The organism is Paenibacillus sp. FSL M7-0420, from assembly GCF_038002345.1.
In the GTDB taxonomy this organism is placed as follows: domain Bacteria; phylum Bacillota; class Bacilli; order Paenibacillales; family Paenibacillaceae; genus Paenibacillus_AQ.
Map to the genome: position 1 here is coordinate 659,549 of NZ_JBBOCJ010000001.1, position 15,994 is coordinate 675,542.

Genomic DNA, 15,994 nt, shown 5'->3' on the forward strand with positions numbered 1-15,994 from the left:
AAATGCGATTTAGATAATAACAAGTTGCTGCAGGCTGTATCTAAGATGCAAACGTTTGCTCCATGAGGCAGGACGGGCTCTGGAAGCGATTGCACCATCATTCTAGCATATTTATCCTTAAAAAGCACAGCGGAGTTTCGGTGACGAATGACCGCCTGCTGAGCCGATAAATAAAATTTGATAAACCTGCCGGAAGGCCATAAGATAAGGGGAGAATAAATGTACAAGCTTCATCTAAATTATAAGCTAAACCATAAAGCAAACAATAAACCAAGTGGTGGTGTAAAGGATTGAGTATAGTCGTAATTGGAAGTCTGAATATGGATATGGTCGTACGGGCAGAGCGCGCGCCGGAGGCGGGTGAGACCCTGTTCGGTCAGGGATTTGCTCTGTCTCCGGGCGGAAAAGGGGCGAATCAGGCCGTCGCAGCGGCCAGACTGGGTGCGGATGTGACGATGATCGGCAGAGTGGGGAAGGATGCTTTTGGCAGCGGGCTGCTGGAGATTATGGAGCAGGAGCGGGTTCATACTGCTTATATCTCACAGAGTGAATCCCAGGTTACAGGGGTTGCTTCCATTGTGGTGGACGGTGCCGGTGAGAACCGGATCATTGTGGTACCTGGCGCGAATGTGGAGATGAAGCCGAAGGATATTGAAGCACTTGAGACCGTGATCAGCGGTGCCGGGATCGTGGTGATGCAGCTGGAGACGGATCTGGCGATGTGCGAGGCTGCGGCAGTCCTGGCTTACCGGCATGGGCTACCGGTGATTCTTAATCCGGCTCCGGCCCAGCCGCTGAGCGATGAGCTGCTGCACCATGTCACCTACCTGACTCCGAATGAGACAGAGGCGGGGATTCTGGCCGGCATCTCTGTGGAGAGTGTGGAGGATGCAGAGCGTGCGGCCCGGATGATGCTGGCAAAAGGGGTCCGGTACGTCATTGTAACGCTGGGCTCCAAAGGGGCGCTAATCGTGGACGCTGCCGGAAGCCGGCATGTCCAGGGGTTCCCGGTGCAGGCGGTAGATACGGTGGCAGCCGGAGATTCCTTCAACGGGGCGCTGGCCTGGCAGCTGACCTGCGGCAGGACGCTGGAGGAGGCGGTCCGCTTCGCCAATGCGGTCGGTGCGCTGGCGGTTGGCAAGACCGGTGCGATTGCTTCTCTGCCCAGACTGGAAGAGGTAGAGCAGTTCCTGCGGACAGCTGCTAATGCGGAGTCACAAGACCTGTAGATCCCAGTAGATTCCGTATGTGAGATAGAGGAAGCAGATGCTATATAAGACGCACTAAAGAAATTAACGAAAAGCAAAAAGAAGCGGAGGGGAAATTTGGAACTGTAGGAGCGGTAGCGTCCGCCTTTGTCAACGGATTTCAACCGCGAGTAGCGGATTAAATTAAGAAATCTGTTGACGGGCAGCGGCCGGAAGTCCAAATGTTCACTGCAGCGACGACCAAGCTTCGAGTTCAAACCTTAAGTGCGTTTTATATAATAGACAAATTAAGCGGGGAGCGTCAGAGGAAGCGCTGAGACTCGGGGTCCGCTAAGGAGCTGACACGTTTGAGCGGTACAGTAACCGTCAAGAATATAACCCTCGGAGAAGGGATGCCCAAAATCTGTGTTCCGCTGGTCGGAACGACGCGGACGGAGTTGCGTGCAGAAGCTGAGGCTTTGCTCGCACTGGCGCCGGATGTGGTGGAGTGGCGCAGTGATTTCTTCAGGGAGGTGGAAGATATTAATGCCGTAACCCAGGTGCTGGAAGACATTCAGCGTCTGCTGCCGGAGATTCCGCTGATCTTCACCTTCCGCAGCGCCAGGGAGGGCGGGGAGAAGGAAATCTCCACCGCCTATTACTTCGAGTTGAACCTGGCTGCGGTAGAGAGCGGACTGGTGGATATTGTGGATGTGGAGCTGTTCCATGAGGAAGCGGAAGTCCGCAAGCTGATTGCCGCAGCGCATGGGCAGGCGGTGTTCGTGATTGTCTCGAATCATGATTTCCACGGGACGCCGTCCGAGGAGGAGATTGTCTCCCGGCTGCGCCGGGCGCAGGAGCTGGGCGGCGATCTGCCCAAGATTGCCGTAATGCCGCAAGGTCCAGCCGATGTGCTGACCCTGCTGGCGGCGACGAACCGGATGCAGGAGCAGTATGCGGACCGTCCGATCATTACCATGTCGATGGCCGGGGAGGGCGTGATCAGCCGGCTGGCCGGAGAGATCTTCGGCTCGGCGCTGACCTTCGGTGCGGCGCATAAGCCTTCGGCACCGGGGCAGGTGGCAGTTGCCGAGCTGCGCGGTGTGCTTACGCTGCTGCACCGCAGCTTGTAGCGGCTGCCGGTACAGACGCAGCAGGAATGGGGATAGACAGGGTGTTTCCGGCCGGGATTACGGTGGAAGCACCCTTTTGCATATAGAGAGATAGCAAATAGCGGGCGGAGTTTGAAAGTGTAGCTGCCCATGCCCTACAATGGAGGCAATCAAGTAGAAGGGGCGGAGCGCCGATGACAGAATTGATTCTGGTTGTGGAGGATGAGGTGAGAATTGCCCGTCTGCTGCAGATTGAGCTGGAATGCGAGGGATACCGTGTGTCCATTGCCGGGAGCGGCCATCAGGGGCTGGAGATGTACCAGGAGCAGCAGCCGGATCTGTTATTGCTGGATGTGATGATGCCTGGATTCAGCGGCATAGAGCTGCTGCGGCGAATCCGGGCGGGTGATCCCGATACGCCGGTGCTGCTGCTTACAGCCAAAAGCTCGGTAGAGGATAAAGTATCAGGCCTGGACCTTGGGGCCAATGATTATATTACGAAGCCGTTTCAAATTGAGGAGCTGCTGGCGCGTGTCCGTGCTGCGCTGCGGCTGGCCTCGGGGCGGAGGAGAGAGGAAGCCGTCAACCTGCTGATGGCAGATGATCTGGAGCTGAACGAAGCTACGCGGGAGGTGAAGCGGGCAGGCCGGAGTATCGAGCTGACTCCCCGGGAGTTCGACCTGCTGGTCTACCTGCTGAAGAATAAGCGCCAGGTGCTGAACAGGGAACAGATCATGGCTGCCGTCTGGGGGTACGATTATTACGGCGATACGAATATTGTGGATGTCTATATCCGCTATGTCCGCAAGAAAATCACGCTGGACCACCAGCCTGAATTGATTCATACCGTGCGGGGCGTTGGTTATGTGCTGAAGGATGCCCCATGAAGCTGCGGAGCACCATTCATCTGTATTCCAGCGTGCTGTTTGCCGTGCTTCTTGTCCTGATGAATCTGTTCATCTACGCCGTGTTCAGCCGGATGTCACTAGACAGCCAGCTCGGGCAGGCTTCTGCCGAGACGGTTAGAATCGCTGCCGCGATTAGAAAAGCCGGAGACGGGGTAACGGCACCGGAGCTGCTCCGGGCTTATGTGCCGGTGGAGGGAATGCTGCGGCTGCTCTCTGCGGACGGTAGCGGACCGGCGCCAGTCACCTCAGCCTCCGGGCATGAGATCAGCCGGGTGAAGCCGGTCTACCATTCCGGGAAGCAGGCGGAGCGGGTCCGGGTGGACGGACGCTTGTACGCGTTCGTAAGCATTCCCGTCATCTGGACGGACGGGAACGTCCTGAATCTCCAGATGACCAAAAGTCTGGAGAGCACGATGGATACGCTGCGGGTGCTGCGGCTGGTCCTGGCCGGGGCTGCGCTTGCGGCGCTGCTTCCGCTGCTGCTCTCCAGCCGCCTGTTGTCGGGCCTGATTATGCGGCCCATCGTCCAAATGACGGCGACTATGCGGGAGATTCAGCGCAGCGGGAAATTCCGCAGGCTTCCGCTGGAAGCACACTCGAAGGATGAGCTGGTGGAGATGGGGCATACCTTCAACGAAATGATAGGCCTCCTGGAGAGCAATTATGTGAAGCAGGAGAAATTTGTGTCGGATGCCTCCCATGAGCTGCGCACACCGCTGACGGTTATTGAGAGCTATGCCAGTCTGCTGAAGCGCAGAGGGCTGGATCACCCGGAGCTGTTCGAGGAATCGGTTGAGGCCATACACTCCGAAGCTGTGCGGATGAAGGAAATGACGGAGCAGCTGTTATTGCTGGCGAAGCACCCGGAGCAGTGGGATCTGGAGCTGAAGGTGATAGATCTGGAGGAGCTGGCCCGTTCTTCGGCGAAGGCTTTTCAGAATGCGTACGGGAGGGAGGTCACGGTTCAGGTCAAGGGGCCGGCTGAGGGCTACAGCGATGAAGCGAAGCTCCGGCAGCTGCTGTTCATCTTCCTGGACAATGCCCGCAAATACAGCGATGAGCAGATAACCGTGCGTATTGAGACTTCCGGGCAGGAACGGATGATTGTGATTACCGACCGCGGCATTGGAATTCCGCCGGAGGAGCTGCCGAAGATATTCGACCGTTTCTACAGAGTGGATGAGGCGAGAACCCGTGAGAACGGAGGGGCAGGCCTGGGGCTGTCGCTTGCCGCAGAGATCGCGGGGGTGATCGGAGCGGAGCTGTCCATGGATAGTACGGTAGGCCTGGGAACCTCGGTGACGATCCGTATGGCTGCGGACCGCAGGGGAGGTGGACAATGAACCAGCATCCAAGGAACAAGAGCAAAATGTACAAGGCAATCATAGGTATGGTTGTCTTCCTGCTGCTGGCTTGGGTTGCCTTCTGGATATTCGGGAAGGATTCGGAGCCGCTGTTATCCAGAGATCAGGCGGAGCAGGCCGTGCTGAACGAATATGCCGGTAAGGTAGAGAGTCTGAAGCTGCAAGCTGGAGCTTATGTAGCAGAGCTTCAGACGGAGCAGGGACGGTATGAGCTGAAGCTGGACGGGGTTAGCGGCGAGATTCTCTCCATCGTGCTGTTGAAGCGCGCGGACGAACCGGCGGTGCAGCCTACGTCTGCCGCTACTCCAGCGCCATCTGGAGGAGCTGAGGCTACCCCGTCACCAGCACCTACCCCGGCGGCGCAGAGCGTAGTCTCCGAAGCGGAGGCTGTCAGGCTCGCTCTGCTTGAGGTACCGGGGAAGCTGGACGATGTGGATACGGGAATCGATGCGGCGGGCGCTTTTTACCTGGTGGAGATTCATACTTCAGACGGGCGGGAAGCCGTAGTTCAGGTCAACGCAATCTCGGGTCATATTATGTCTGTGACCTGGGAAGAGCCGGATGGGGACGATTCCTAGGGTATCTGTTTTTTTCTCAGCGAATTCTAATGTTACTCCCGCTGTTCTCTCAGATTGTAGCGTTATAGTTACTACATGAAGCAGCGAAGAATGAACTTAGGAGGCGTTAACATTGAAGACAAAGATATGGAGCAGTATCACGGCGGCAGCACTTATTCTCGGAGGCGCTTATGGTATAGGCGAGCTGAAGGGCAGTACGGCAGATGCAGCCGCAGCAGTGAAGCGTCAGAGCACAACGTTGATTAGTGTAAGCCAAGCCGAGCAGATTGCCTTGAAGGCAGCTCCGGGACAGGTGGAGAGCATCGATCTGGAGAAGAAGGCCAGCGGCACGTATTACGATATCGAAATTCAGCAGACCAAGCAGGAAATAGATGTCCGGGTAGATGCCTATTCGGGAAAAGTGATCAGCCTGCGCAAGGATGCAGACAATGATGACTCTCATAAGGCAGCTCCGGCCTCAGGCGGGAAGATGATTACCGCAGGCAAGGCGGCTGAGGCAGCCCAAGCTGCTGTGAAGGGGACGGTCACCGAGATTGATCTGGACCGGGAGCACGGGGGCGCTGTCTACGAGGTTGAAATCAGGAACGGGCAGGTCAAGACAGAAGTAGGTGTCGATGCGTATACTGCCAAGGTTGTGTACACCGATACGGATTCCGACGAGGATGATGATTGATAGGTAAAAGAGAGGCAGCCGGATTGAACGGCTGCCTTTTTGCTATGCCAAACGATTACGTCTACTGCTTCGCTCCGGTATACACATGCACTGCATCCCGCAGGAACGCGGCCATGCCCGGGCGGTGCTGGTCGTAATAAGCGGTGAAGCGCTCATCCTGGACATACATCTGGGCAACACCGGCATGGGCTTCCTTAGTGTACGTATCCCAGTAGAAGCTTAGCCACTGGCGGTGCAGGTCAGCGGCCTTTTGCGCCAGCTCGCTTGCCGAATCGCCTTCCTCCATCGCCTGCTCCAGTGACGCGAACATATCTGCCTCCAGCTGCTGAAGGGCAGCGTACTGCTCCTCCGTCATATGGCTCAGCTTGCGGTTCGACTGCTCCACAGCTTCCGCGCCGTATTGCTCCCGGATCTCCTGGCCGTACTTCTGCTCGTTATCGTCAATCAGCTTCTGCTTGAAGCCTGTGAATTTCTCCTGATTGCTCATTATACTTCTCCCTTCTGTGTGTGCAATGGTCTGCTCGACGTTCGCGATGAGCCGGTCCAGCTGCTGTCTCCGCTGAAGCAGCTGGTCATGGTGCTCCCGCAGGGCGCGGGCGCTGTCGAAGGAGGGCGAATGGACAATATCCCTGATCGCCTCCAGGCTGAGGCCCAGTTCCCGGTAGAACAGAATCTGCTGTAACAGGTCTACCTCGGCCTGGCCGTAGATCCGGTATCCCGATGAATTGATTCTGGCCGGCTTCAGAATGCCGAATTCATCGTAATACCGCAGGGTCCGTGCACTGATCCCCGCGAGTGTCCCCAGCTTATGCACCGTATATTCCATGGTCCTGTCTGCCTCCAATCTGTCTCCTGCGTCTCTGGCAGAGGATGGTCTTCAAGGTCTCCCCGCCGGGTAAGCGGCCGCTTACAGATCTAACTGTACACTTTGACGTAACGGCAAGGTCAACTCTTTATTTGGTAGAATAACCGGACAGAGGGGCGGGTAACCGTGGGTGCTGGAAAAGCAAACAGCGGCAACCGCCCGGGCTATGCCTCGGGAGATTGCCGCTGCTGTGCGCGGGTAGGGGTCTATTTCTTGCCAAGCTGGGCGGTGAAATACGCCTTAAGCTCTGCCAGCTTCCGGGGGTCCGCCAGGGCATCCTCCGCAGGGAAATAATGCTCGGCGACCAGTTCCCAGGTAGGGACGATTTTCTGGGCGGTCATCGCTTTGATAGCGATCTTAACCGTCTTGCGCTCCCTGGCGTTCGAGAAGGTATCGACATAATGCTGCGACCGCGCAAAGTCCAGCTCGCTGAAGACTGCACGGAAGATCTCCGCCGTCATCTTGGCATCGTCCAGCGCGCGGTGAGCGGAGCCGGAAGGCTCCAGGCCGAAGAGGGCCATCGCCCCTTCGACGCTGATGTCGTTACTGAGGCCGCGGGCGCGCAGGACGCCCTTGAGCAGATCGAAGTAGGTGGCCTCCATCCAGTAGGCATCATCCATCTTGTGCATCCGCACATCCTGGATAATCCGCTTCATATCCTCGCCGCCCCAGGTTAAGAGCAGCACTCCGTCAGCACTCTGGTCAAGCCACGCTCTAAAGGCGGTAATGACCTTCGGGAACCGGCTGGCGACGTCGATATCCTCCTGGGGGATGCCGGTTTTTTTCTTGATGAATGAATTCAGGGTGGAGAAGTATATGGGTCTGATTAAGGCTGAGAATTCATCCTTAACCTGCAATGAAGCGTCTAACCGGACCGCTCCGATCTCAATGACCTCCATGGGATGCTCGCTGGCAAATTTGCGGCCGTTGAATTCGATGTCCAGAATAATATAATCCACAGGTAATGCCTCCGTTTCAGTGACTGGCGCCAAGATTGCCCGGAAATGCGCCGACCCTTCTATTTTAGCAAAAAAAGCGCTGTACAGATACCGGATGCCCTGTATCAGCACAAATTTGAATTTTCGGCCGGGGGAACGTGTTGATATCTGCAAAATTGGGTAATGAACAAGATAATCTGTCGAATAGAGCTATTGAGGCAAGGAGGGAAGGCCATGAAGCTGTATGTAACCGTCAAAAGCCTGGGGAAACGCAAGGCGGTGCTGGAGCGGAAGGAGCTGCTGCTTGCGTCCCATCCGCAGACGCTTCGCGCGCTAATCTCGGAGATTGTAGCCGGGCAGGTGCAGGCGATGCGGGAGCGCCAGGAGCAGGGGGAGCTGATCCCCTACCTGACCGCAAGTGAAATTGCGGAGCAGGGCGATAACGGCAAGGTCGGGTTCGGCACAGTGTACAGTGAGACGAAGCCTGAGGTAGAGCAGGCTACGGCAGCGGCACTGCTTGCTTTTGAAGACGGATTGTATAAGGTGTTCGTGCAGGAAGAGGAATGCTCCGCGCTGGATGAGCCGCTGAGGCTCGAAGAGGGCGATGAGCTGACGCTGATCCGGTTCACGATGCTGGCAGGAAGATTATGGTGAGGGAGATGACAGGATGAAGTTCGGAAATGCAGAGTGGGAGACTCAGTGGTACGAAGAGATCGAGAGTAAAGCGAAGGGGCTCAAAGGGGAAGGCGCAGAGCTTGCACCTCTGCTGGCCGAGTTCAGCAAGACCCGCTACCTCCATGAAGGGGAGGATTCGCTGGACCGCTTCATGGCTATACTGGAAGCGCGTGCAGACGCTGCCCGGAGTGATTTTGCCGGTTACTGGGAGCCTCTGTTCCAAGTCATGCAGCAGCTGTACAGCACACATACTGTTGAGCTTGCCCGTTACATAGTTAATCATGCAGTGGAGTACCCTTATGCCATAGGGTATCTGCGCCGGCCGTTCCGTACCCGGGAGGTTCAGCCGCACCGGCTGCAGATTCTCCGTAAAATCAATGCTCTGATCTATATGGAGATGGTTGAATTCTCGCTGCCGGAATATTTCAAGGGCAATCTGGATAAAGACTACAGTACCTCCTACCGTGTGGATGTGGCTGTTCCGGATGTAGTCGCCTATGAGCTGGACCGCGGCGGCAGCGGCATGGAGGATCTGCTCAAGGAAGCCGTATATGGAGATAACCAGGCGGCGCAGCTTAGTCACAGTATGCTGAAGGGCGTGTTCCTCAGCCACAATCAGTCGGCTATGCATATGGTAGGCGAGCTGCTGGTTGCTGCCCGTCTGCAGGAGGGGCTGCGGCAGTCGATTGTCGAACGGATGGATGAGGGGACGATTGAGAATAACCTCTATATGCTGAAGGTGATTCTCGACAATGATCTCGTGCGCTACAGCTCGGTGGTTCGTGCCCTGGGCGTATGGACAGGCATGGGCCTGGAAGCGCAGAACCAGCGGGTGGCGAAGCAACTGGTAGAAGGTGCCTATCAGGTGCTGACGGATGAAGCGCTGCGCGAGGAATGGCTGACCAGTGAGAATGCCAACCATGTCTACCTGGGCTTGTGGGGGACGGCAGTCTATGAGGAGAATGACCTGATCGGCAAGGTTGACGTTCTCATGGAGCAGGGACAGTTGTACCAGAAGATTGTAGCCCAGTATGTGCTCTCGAACAGCCAGAACCAGGAGGTCCGCCTGCGCAGCGCCCGGCAGCATCTGAACGGGCAGGAGCCGGAGCTGCTGTACTGGATTCTGATGAACTACAACTACGATTATGACCGGATGTGGAGAGGGCCGAAGGATAACGGTCCACGAATCGAGGTCAGAACCAGCCCCCAGCTTGCGGATAAAAGCGAGCGGCAGCGCGACTTCAGCCTGCTGAAGGACATCTTCCTGAATCCGGACAGCCGGGAGCAGAGCGGTCCGTCCAAGGTGCTGGACTTCGTGCAGATTAACTATACCCGTGATCTGCCGGTACAGAAGATGCTCTATCTGATCTCTTATGACATGGACCCGGCCTGGGTGAACGAACTGCTTGCCCATAAGGACAAGCTGAGCCCGGATATGCGCGGGGAGCTGCTGAACTACTTCGTGCAGGATGCAGAGGATGCTGTGCAGCGCGAATTCATCTTCGCCAGCCTCTCCGACAAAAGCATGAAGAACCGCGAGCTTGCGCTGAAGCTGGCGCAGGAGCTGACGCTGGCGGAGGATGAGCTGCTGATGGCGGAAGGGCTGTTGAAGCTCAAGACCGGCACGCTGCGCCAGAGCGTCACCCTCATGCTGCTGAATCAGCCGGAGGAAACGCTGGAGGCTTCCATCCGCAGGCTCGTGCAAGGCAAGAATGCCTTGCAGCGGCAGGCGGGGCTTGAGATTATGACGGTGCTGTTCGAGGATGAAGAGCGGCAGGCGCTGTTCGAAGCCGTGCGGCCGCTGGCGGAGGAGCTGGTGAAGCCTTCTGACCAGGAGCGTGAGCTGATCGGAAGGCTGAGCCGGAAGAACGAGTATACCAAGGCGAACGGCTTCGGCTTGTTCGATCCGAAGCAGACGGAGGAATGGCTGGCTCAGCGGCCGGCAGCGGACGGATTCGAGTGGGATCAGGTGTTCAAGCTCTCGCTGGAGCAGATCAAGAAGTTTCTTAAGGATCTGGACAACACCGTTCACAAGCACCGCGATGTGGAGTATGAGGTGGAATACTACAGCGGATATAAGGATACGCTGCTGATCGGGACCAATCTCAGACCGCTGCAGGGGTACTTATTGAACCATGAGGAGAGTGGCAAATCCGCTCTCGGGCAGTACCCGTTGCATGAGGTATGGGCTGAATATTGGGACAAGAGCGGCTGGAGCGCCCGGGATCTGATGGAGCTGAACTTCTATATGAGCCTGGAAGAGCTGGATGAGACCCTGGATAACTATGACGGTTATGATACGATGGGCATCGATGACGATGAACTCAGCAAGCAGAAGCTGCTGTCCGGCTGGCGTAAGGCGTTCGCGGCTAAGATCTACCCGCTGGAGCAGCTCGAGGCTGTGATGAAGCTGGTGGACAAGCTGAAGTACAGATGGCAGGTGGAATCGCTGCTGGATGCGTTCCGTGCCGACCACAAGAGCCCGGAGAGCTTCCGGTTGGTAAATGGTGCGGTGAATGCCCTGGTGGCTGCCTTCCCCGAAGAGAAGCTGGCGGCGGACTGGCCCTTCCTCTCGGTTCTGGCTGATCCTTGGATCGATATGGTCCAGAAGCTGTGGAAGGGACCGGAGGAGTTCAAGGAGATGTTCCGTACCTGCTACAGGTTCGAGAGGATCAGCGGCGGCGAAGAGCGGGACAGCATCATCGGGCTGAAGCACTATGTCGAGGCCTTCACTGGTGGCATCATCCGCGAGGAGACGCTGCTTAAGGAGCTGCTGCTGAGTACGGATGCACGCAACCATATGAGTTGGATCAGTTCACGCAGATACGATTGGATTGAGAACAGTCCAGAGATGGTTGCACTGCGTACACGGATCATCGACCGTCTGCTGGCGGTTGAGCTGGGGCGCGGCGACCTGCCGACCGAAGTGACCGGCATGACGATGGGGCTGCAGCGGATAGAGGGCCTGGAGTATTGTATTCGTATCCTGTCAGGGCTGAACAAGGATACCTTCGTGCGCGGGTACGTGTATGGCTATGGCAACAATATTACGAAGAAGGAATCCTTCAGCCATCTGCTGAAGGTATGTTATCCGCGCGAGGGCGATAATGCGGAGCTGCTGAAGACCTTGCTGCAGGAGTACAAGCTGTCCGATCAAAAGCTGCTGGAAGCCGCCATGTACGCCCCGCAGTGGATCGAGATCATTGCCGGATACCTGGGCTGGGAAGGGCTGCGCAGCGGGGCCTGGTACTTCCATGCCCACATCAACGAGAGCTTCTCGGCCGAGAAGGAGACAGTGGTGGCGCATTACTCGCCGATCACCCCGCAGGAGTTCAATGACGGCGCCTTCGATGTGAATTGGTTCCAATCAGCTTATGAGGCGCTTGGCCAGGAACGGTTCGAGCTGCTCTATGATTGTGCCAAATATATCTCCGCCGGTGCGAACCACCGCCGCTCCCAGCTGTTCGCCGATGCTACGCTCGGCAAGCTGAGCCTGAAGGAGATGAAGGAATCGGTGGAGCAGAAGCGGAATAAAGAGCATCTGCTCAGCTACAGCCTGATTCCGCTGGAGGCAGACCGAGAGAAGGATATCCGCGGGCGGTATGAATTCATCCAGCGCTTCCTGGCGGAGAGCAAGCAGTTCGGCGCACAGCGCCGCGCCAGCGAAGGCGCTGTGGCGCAGATTGCGCTCGGCAACCTGGCGCGCAATGCCGGATATGCCGATGTCACCCGCCTGATCTGGGATATGGAGGCGCGCAAGCTGGACGACTATGCCGCGTACTTCGAGCCTTATGCTCTGGATGACGAGACTTATGTCTCGCTCAGCATCGACGAGGAAGGGCAAAGCGATGTTGTGGTGACCAGCAAGGGCAAGGCGCTGAAGTCGGTGCCCGCGCGCTTCAAGAAGCATGAGCGGATCGAAGCGCTGAAGGAGGCCAAGAGCGACCTGACCGGCCAGTTCCGCCGCGCCCGCGCTGAGCTGGAGCGGTCGATGGCGTCCGGCGGCACCTTCACGCCGGAGGAGATTGCCGGGCTGAGCCGGAATCCGGTGCTGGCTCCGCTGATCAGCAAGCTGGTGCTGAAGAGCGGCGATGCGCTGGGGTATTATGATGCGGACCAGGGCGCGTTGGTAAGCCCGGCGGGTGAGCGGCAGGCCGTGGACACCGGGGCGGTGCTGCAGATTGCCCATCCGCTGGACTTCTACCGCAGCGGACAATGGAGCCTGTACCAGAAGGACCTGTTCGACCGCCAGGAGCGGCAGCCGTTCAAGCAGGTCTTCCGCGAGCTGTATCTGCCGAATGAGGATGAGCTGGCCCAGGGCGTGCTGTCCCGCCGTTATGCCGGCCATCAGGTGCAGCCGAGCAAGACAGTCGCCCTCCTGAAGGGGCGGCAGTGGACGGTCAGCTATGAGGAAGGGCTGCAGAAGGTGTTCTATGCCGAGAACCTGATCGTCCGGCTCTATGCCATGGCGGATTGGTTCTCGCCAGCGGATACGGAAGCGCCGACACTGGAGACAGTGCAGTTCTTCGACCGGAAGACCTACAAGGGCGTGCCGCTGGATCAGGTGCCGCCCGTGCTGTTCTCGGAGGTTATGCGGGATGTGGATCTCGTCGTCAGCGTAGCCCATGTCGGCGGCGTCGATCCGGAAGCCAGCCTGACGACTGTCGAGATGCGCCGCGTGATCGTTAACGAGTCGCTGCGGCTGCTGAAGATTGAGAACGTCCGGCTGGACGGCAATTATGCGCGGATTGACGGTACGCTCGGCGAGTATGCCGTGCATCTGGGCAGCGGCCAGGCGTACAAGCAGGCCGCGGGCGCCCTGTCCATTATTCCGGTGCATTCGCAGCACCGGGGGCGGTTGTTCCTGCCGTTCCTGGACGAGGACCCGCGCACAGCGGAGGTCCTCTCCAAGGTCGTTCTGCTGGCCGATGACACGAAGATCAAAGACCCGCAGATTCTGTCGCAGTTGAGCAGCTGAACTGCTGGGCAGTAAGTGGTAAGAGCTGAGGGCTAAGCGTCTGCTTAGCCAGGGGATATATGGCACCGGCGCTGGAAATATAGCGCCGGTGTTTTTTGGTGCGGGGGAGAGAAGGTGCCTCTTCTGGCTGGGGGAGGGTTCGTGTGCCGAATGTAATCGAAAAACCGACCACATTTTGCTGGCGAGGGGTACCTGGACGGAATGTAATCGGAAAACTGATCACATTTTGCTAGTGAGGGGCGCGTGGGCGGAATGTAATCGAAAAACCGATCACATTTTGCTGGCGAGGGTGCGTTTGCCAAATGATATCTGTCAATCGGCCGGATGATATTTTTTCGCAATTGCGCATTTTTGTATTTGGATTCTTGGACTATAATGCTACTTTTGTAGAATGAAAGGGAGAAAAAGCAGGGAATCAGTGAGGCTATGGCGAATTTTGGAGGGGAAAGTGAGGAATAAGCAATGAAGAACAAGCTCCGCCGAAATCTGCAGTCTTTGCAAGACGCATACGCATCATTATGCGGATTGACAATTATTATTACCGATCAAGCGGACAAACGAATAACAGAACCCTCCGGCTTAACCGAGATGGCATCTCTGTTGTTCGGTTCTCCTTGTGCAACCGCTGAACATGCAATTGCGAACCTGCTGGAAAAAGTCAGGAATGTATCGAAAACTATTGTCTATGAGACCCGCTCCGGGCTGAAAATGCTGGTTACCTCCATCGGGCTCAGTAAGCAAAGGCCCTATTATATTCTGACAGGCGTCTGGGTGGACGGTTGTACGAAAGAGCTGATTACCGGAAGGATTCATGAAACCGTTCCCTCCGGGGAATGGGAGGACTGGATTCAAGCTCTGGATAAGGTGCCGGTATTGGATCAGGAGGGCGTCGCCCGGATTATCAGCCAATTGGATATACTGGCTGATACCGTGCAGGCCCTGCTTGAACGGGAGCAGGGCGGAGAATATTCTGCGTATGACCTGCAGCTTATGAATCTGATTTATCTGCTGGACCCGGCAAGCCCGGAGTGGCTGCAAGGAATACTGGGCATTGTGGTGCGTATTCTTGGAGTAGAATTTGCGGGCTATGCCATGAATGCAGCAGACGGGGACCAATTCACAGTGGTGGAGACAACCGGTATGCCTAAGGATAACTCCCTGCAGGGGGCTTCTTTTTTTTACGGTGAGGGATTTCTGGGACAGGTGGGACTCTCCAAGCAAATGGGGTACTGGAGGAATGCTGACCGCGATCTCCGGATTTCTTTTTTTGCTGCCCATGGGGTTAGGCCTAAGGTGTTAATCTGCTATCCCATCAAATACAAGGACAAGCTGTATGGATTATTGTATGCCGGAGACCCGGTCCGCCCGGAGCTGACGGAGGAGCAGGCGGATATGGGCATGCTGGTGGCCCATCAGCTCGCTGCTTCTATGTATCATATGGAGAGCGAAGCGCTATATGAACGTCAAAAGAAGAGGCATGATACTTATAAAGAAATTGTCCAAGGGATTCTGGTTACTCAGGATAAGGAGGATTACCTGCAGCTGTTCATTGAGTTTTTTCAGCAGCAGCTAGGCAGTCCGTTCATGTGCTTGTTATTACATACGCCTGACGAAGCCGGACTGAGGATCTATTCTTCCTCTTCTGCTCCGAATGAGCGGTACACCGTCTACGCAGAAGATGCTGAACAGATCTATTTCGCTGACGGGATACCGGGGTTCAATCTGCTGAACAAGCCGATCCGGCGTGAATGGAAGAGCTGGCAGCTGGTAGAGCATCCTATGGTATTTGAACAAAGGCTGCTGGGGTTATTCACGGTCCAGTTCAGAGATGAGGGGCAGCGGCGGGAATATGAAACGATTTTTCATATGACCAATGTGCTGCTAGTGACCAAGCTGCTTGTGCAGCAGCCTGGCGCTGTGCCCTCCAGGGCGGACATTATGCGGCTGTTGCGGGATACGCTGCTGACGCAGGAGCCGATAGCGCATAGCAGAGCTGCGGAGATTCAAAGACTTGCACAGGACTTGCTGGAGCCACTAAATCACTCTGCTGAGGAGATTGAATGGATCGGCCATGCCGCATTCCTCGCTCCATATCCTATAGGGCTGCTCCGTGAATATTTGGGTGACATCCCCGCGGTATGCATTCTGCGTCATATGCATTATTACCTGTTGGCTTACAATGGAGAAGAGGATGCAGGAGAAAGTTCCCATCTGTACTTGGCGAAGGTCTTGCTTATGCTCACGAAGTATACGGAGCAAGGCGGCAGGCAATGGAAGGAAACACTTCCTATACCCATAGCCGAACCGCTGATGCGGTCCTTTGAACAACTGATAGCTCCTTCGCCGGTCGCAGCGCAGGAAGTGGGAGGCGTACGGTTTACTACCCGGGAAAGGGATATCCTGGATGGTCTGCTGACGGGCCTCAATAACAAGCAAATTGCGGAGAGGCTGTTTATCAGTACGCATACTGTCAAGAATCACATCACCAAAATATATGAAAAGCTCGGTGTACATAGCAGATCACAGGCCATCTCTCACATGTATCAAGCCACAGGCAAAACAGATTTTCTAAGAAAGCAATGATTACGCAGCATGTAAGCGTACATTGCTTTTTTTGTGCAAATATAAGAATTTATAGGTTTCACGCTATAAATTATCCTTCTATTTCTCGCTGAAACGAATGCCGTCCTTTAAAAGGACGGCAAAGCCGTTTCCA

Annotated in this window: 11 protein-coding genes; 9 read left to right on the forward strand and 2 right to left on the reverse strand. The window is 56.2% G+C overall.

The annotated features are described in order from the left end of the window. Positions 1 to 290: 290 nt before the first annotated feature. The 6 genes from rbsK (at position 291) to MKX51_RS02895 (ending at position 5,822) form a co-directional block, all read left to right on the forward strand. A complete protein-coding gene (gene rbsK, locus MKX51_RS02870; RefSeq protein ID WP_340991127.1) occupies positions 291 to 1,229 on the forward strand; it encodes a ribokinase in 939 nt (312 codons plus the stop codon). 326 nt (positions 1,230 to 1,555) lie between these two features. After that, entirely contained in the window at positions 1,556 to 2,320 is a 765-nt protein-coding gene (gene aroD / locus MKX51_RS02875; RefSeq protein ID WP_340991128.1) for a type I 3-dehydroquinate dehydratase, read from the forward strand. 173 nt (positions 2,321 to 2,493) lie between these two features. Continuing rightward, a complete protein-coding gene (locus MKX51_RS02880; RefSeq protein ID WP_340991129.1) occupies positions 2,494 to 3,186 on the forward strand; it encodes a response regulator transcription factor in 693 nt (230 codons plus the stop codon). Further along, positions 3,183 to 4,550: a sensor histidine kinase gene (locus tag MKX51_RS02885; protein WP_340991130.1), complete on the forward strand. Its 1,368-nt coding sequence runs from the start codon at positions 3,183 to 3,185 to the stop codon at positions 4,548 to 4,550. Before MKX51_RS02880 ends, MKX51_RS02885 begins: the two co-directional genes overlap by 4 nt. Beyond that, the gene (locus MKX51_RS02890) at positions 4,547 to 5,149 is read left to right on the forward strand and encodes a PepSY domain-containing protein (RefSeq protein WP_340991131.1); all 603 of its coding nucleotides are present in this window, start codon (positions 4,547 to 4,549) and stop codon (positions 5,147 to 5,149) included. Before MKX51_RS02885 ends, MKX51_RS02890 begins: the two co-directional genes overlap by 4 nt. Positions 5,150 to 5,261: 112 nt before the next feature. Continuing rightward, entirely contained in the window at positions 5,262 to 5,822 is a 561-nt protein-coding gene (locus MKX51_RS02895; RefSeq protein ID WP_340991132.1) for a PepSY domain-containing protein, read from the forward strand. A gap of 61 nt (positions 5,823 to 5,883) precedes the next feature. Here the strand turns inward: MKX51_RS02895 and MKX51_RS02900 are convergent, their stop codons facing one another. Then, on the reverse strand, positions 5,884 to 6,648 hold the full coding sequence (locus MKX51_RS02900) for a MerR family transcriptional regulator (protein ID WP_340991133.1): 765 nt from the start codon (positions 6,646 to 6,648) through the stop codon (positions 5,884 to 5,886). A 245-nt stretch (positions 6,649 to 6,893) separates the two neighbouring features. Further along, the gene (locus MKX51_RS02905) at positions 6,894 to 7,646 is read right to left on the reverse strand and encodes a 3'-5' exonuclease (RefSeq protein ID WP_340944064.1); all 753 of its coding nucleotides are present in this window, start codon (positions 7,644 to 7,646) and stop codon (positions 6,894 to 6,896) included. 213 nt (positions 7,647 to 7,859) lie between these two features. Here MKX51_RS02905 and MKX51_RS02910 point away from each other — a divergent pair, with 213 nt between their 5' ends. From MKX51_RS02910 to MKX51_RS02920, 3 genes are all read left to right on the forward strand, one after another. After that, complete coding sequence (locus MKX51_RS02910) at positions 7,860 to 8,279, forward strand: hypothetical protein (protein WP_340991134.1); 420 nt, start codon at positions 7,860 to 7,862, stop codon at positions 8,277 to 8,279. A gap of 13 nt (positions 8,280 to 8,292) precedes the next feature. Beyond that, the gene (locus MKX51_RS02915; protein ID WP_340991135.1) at positions 8,293 to 13,278 is read left to right on the forward strand and encodes a DUF4132 domain-containing protein; all 4,986 of its coding nucleotides are present in this window, start codon (positions 8,293 to 8,295) and stop codon (positions 13,276 to 13,278) included. 462 nt (positions 13,279 to 13,740) lie between these two features. After that, on the forward strand, positions 13,741 to 15,861 hold the full coding sequence (locus MKX51_RS02920; protein WP_340991136.1) for a LuxR C-terminal-related transcriptional regulator: 2,121 nt from the start codon (positions 13,741 to 13,743) through the stop codon (positions 15,859 to 15,861). The last annotated feature ends 133 nt before the right edge of the window (positions 15,862 to 15,994 follow it).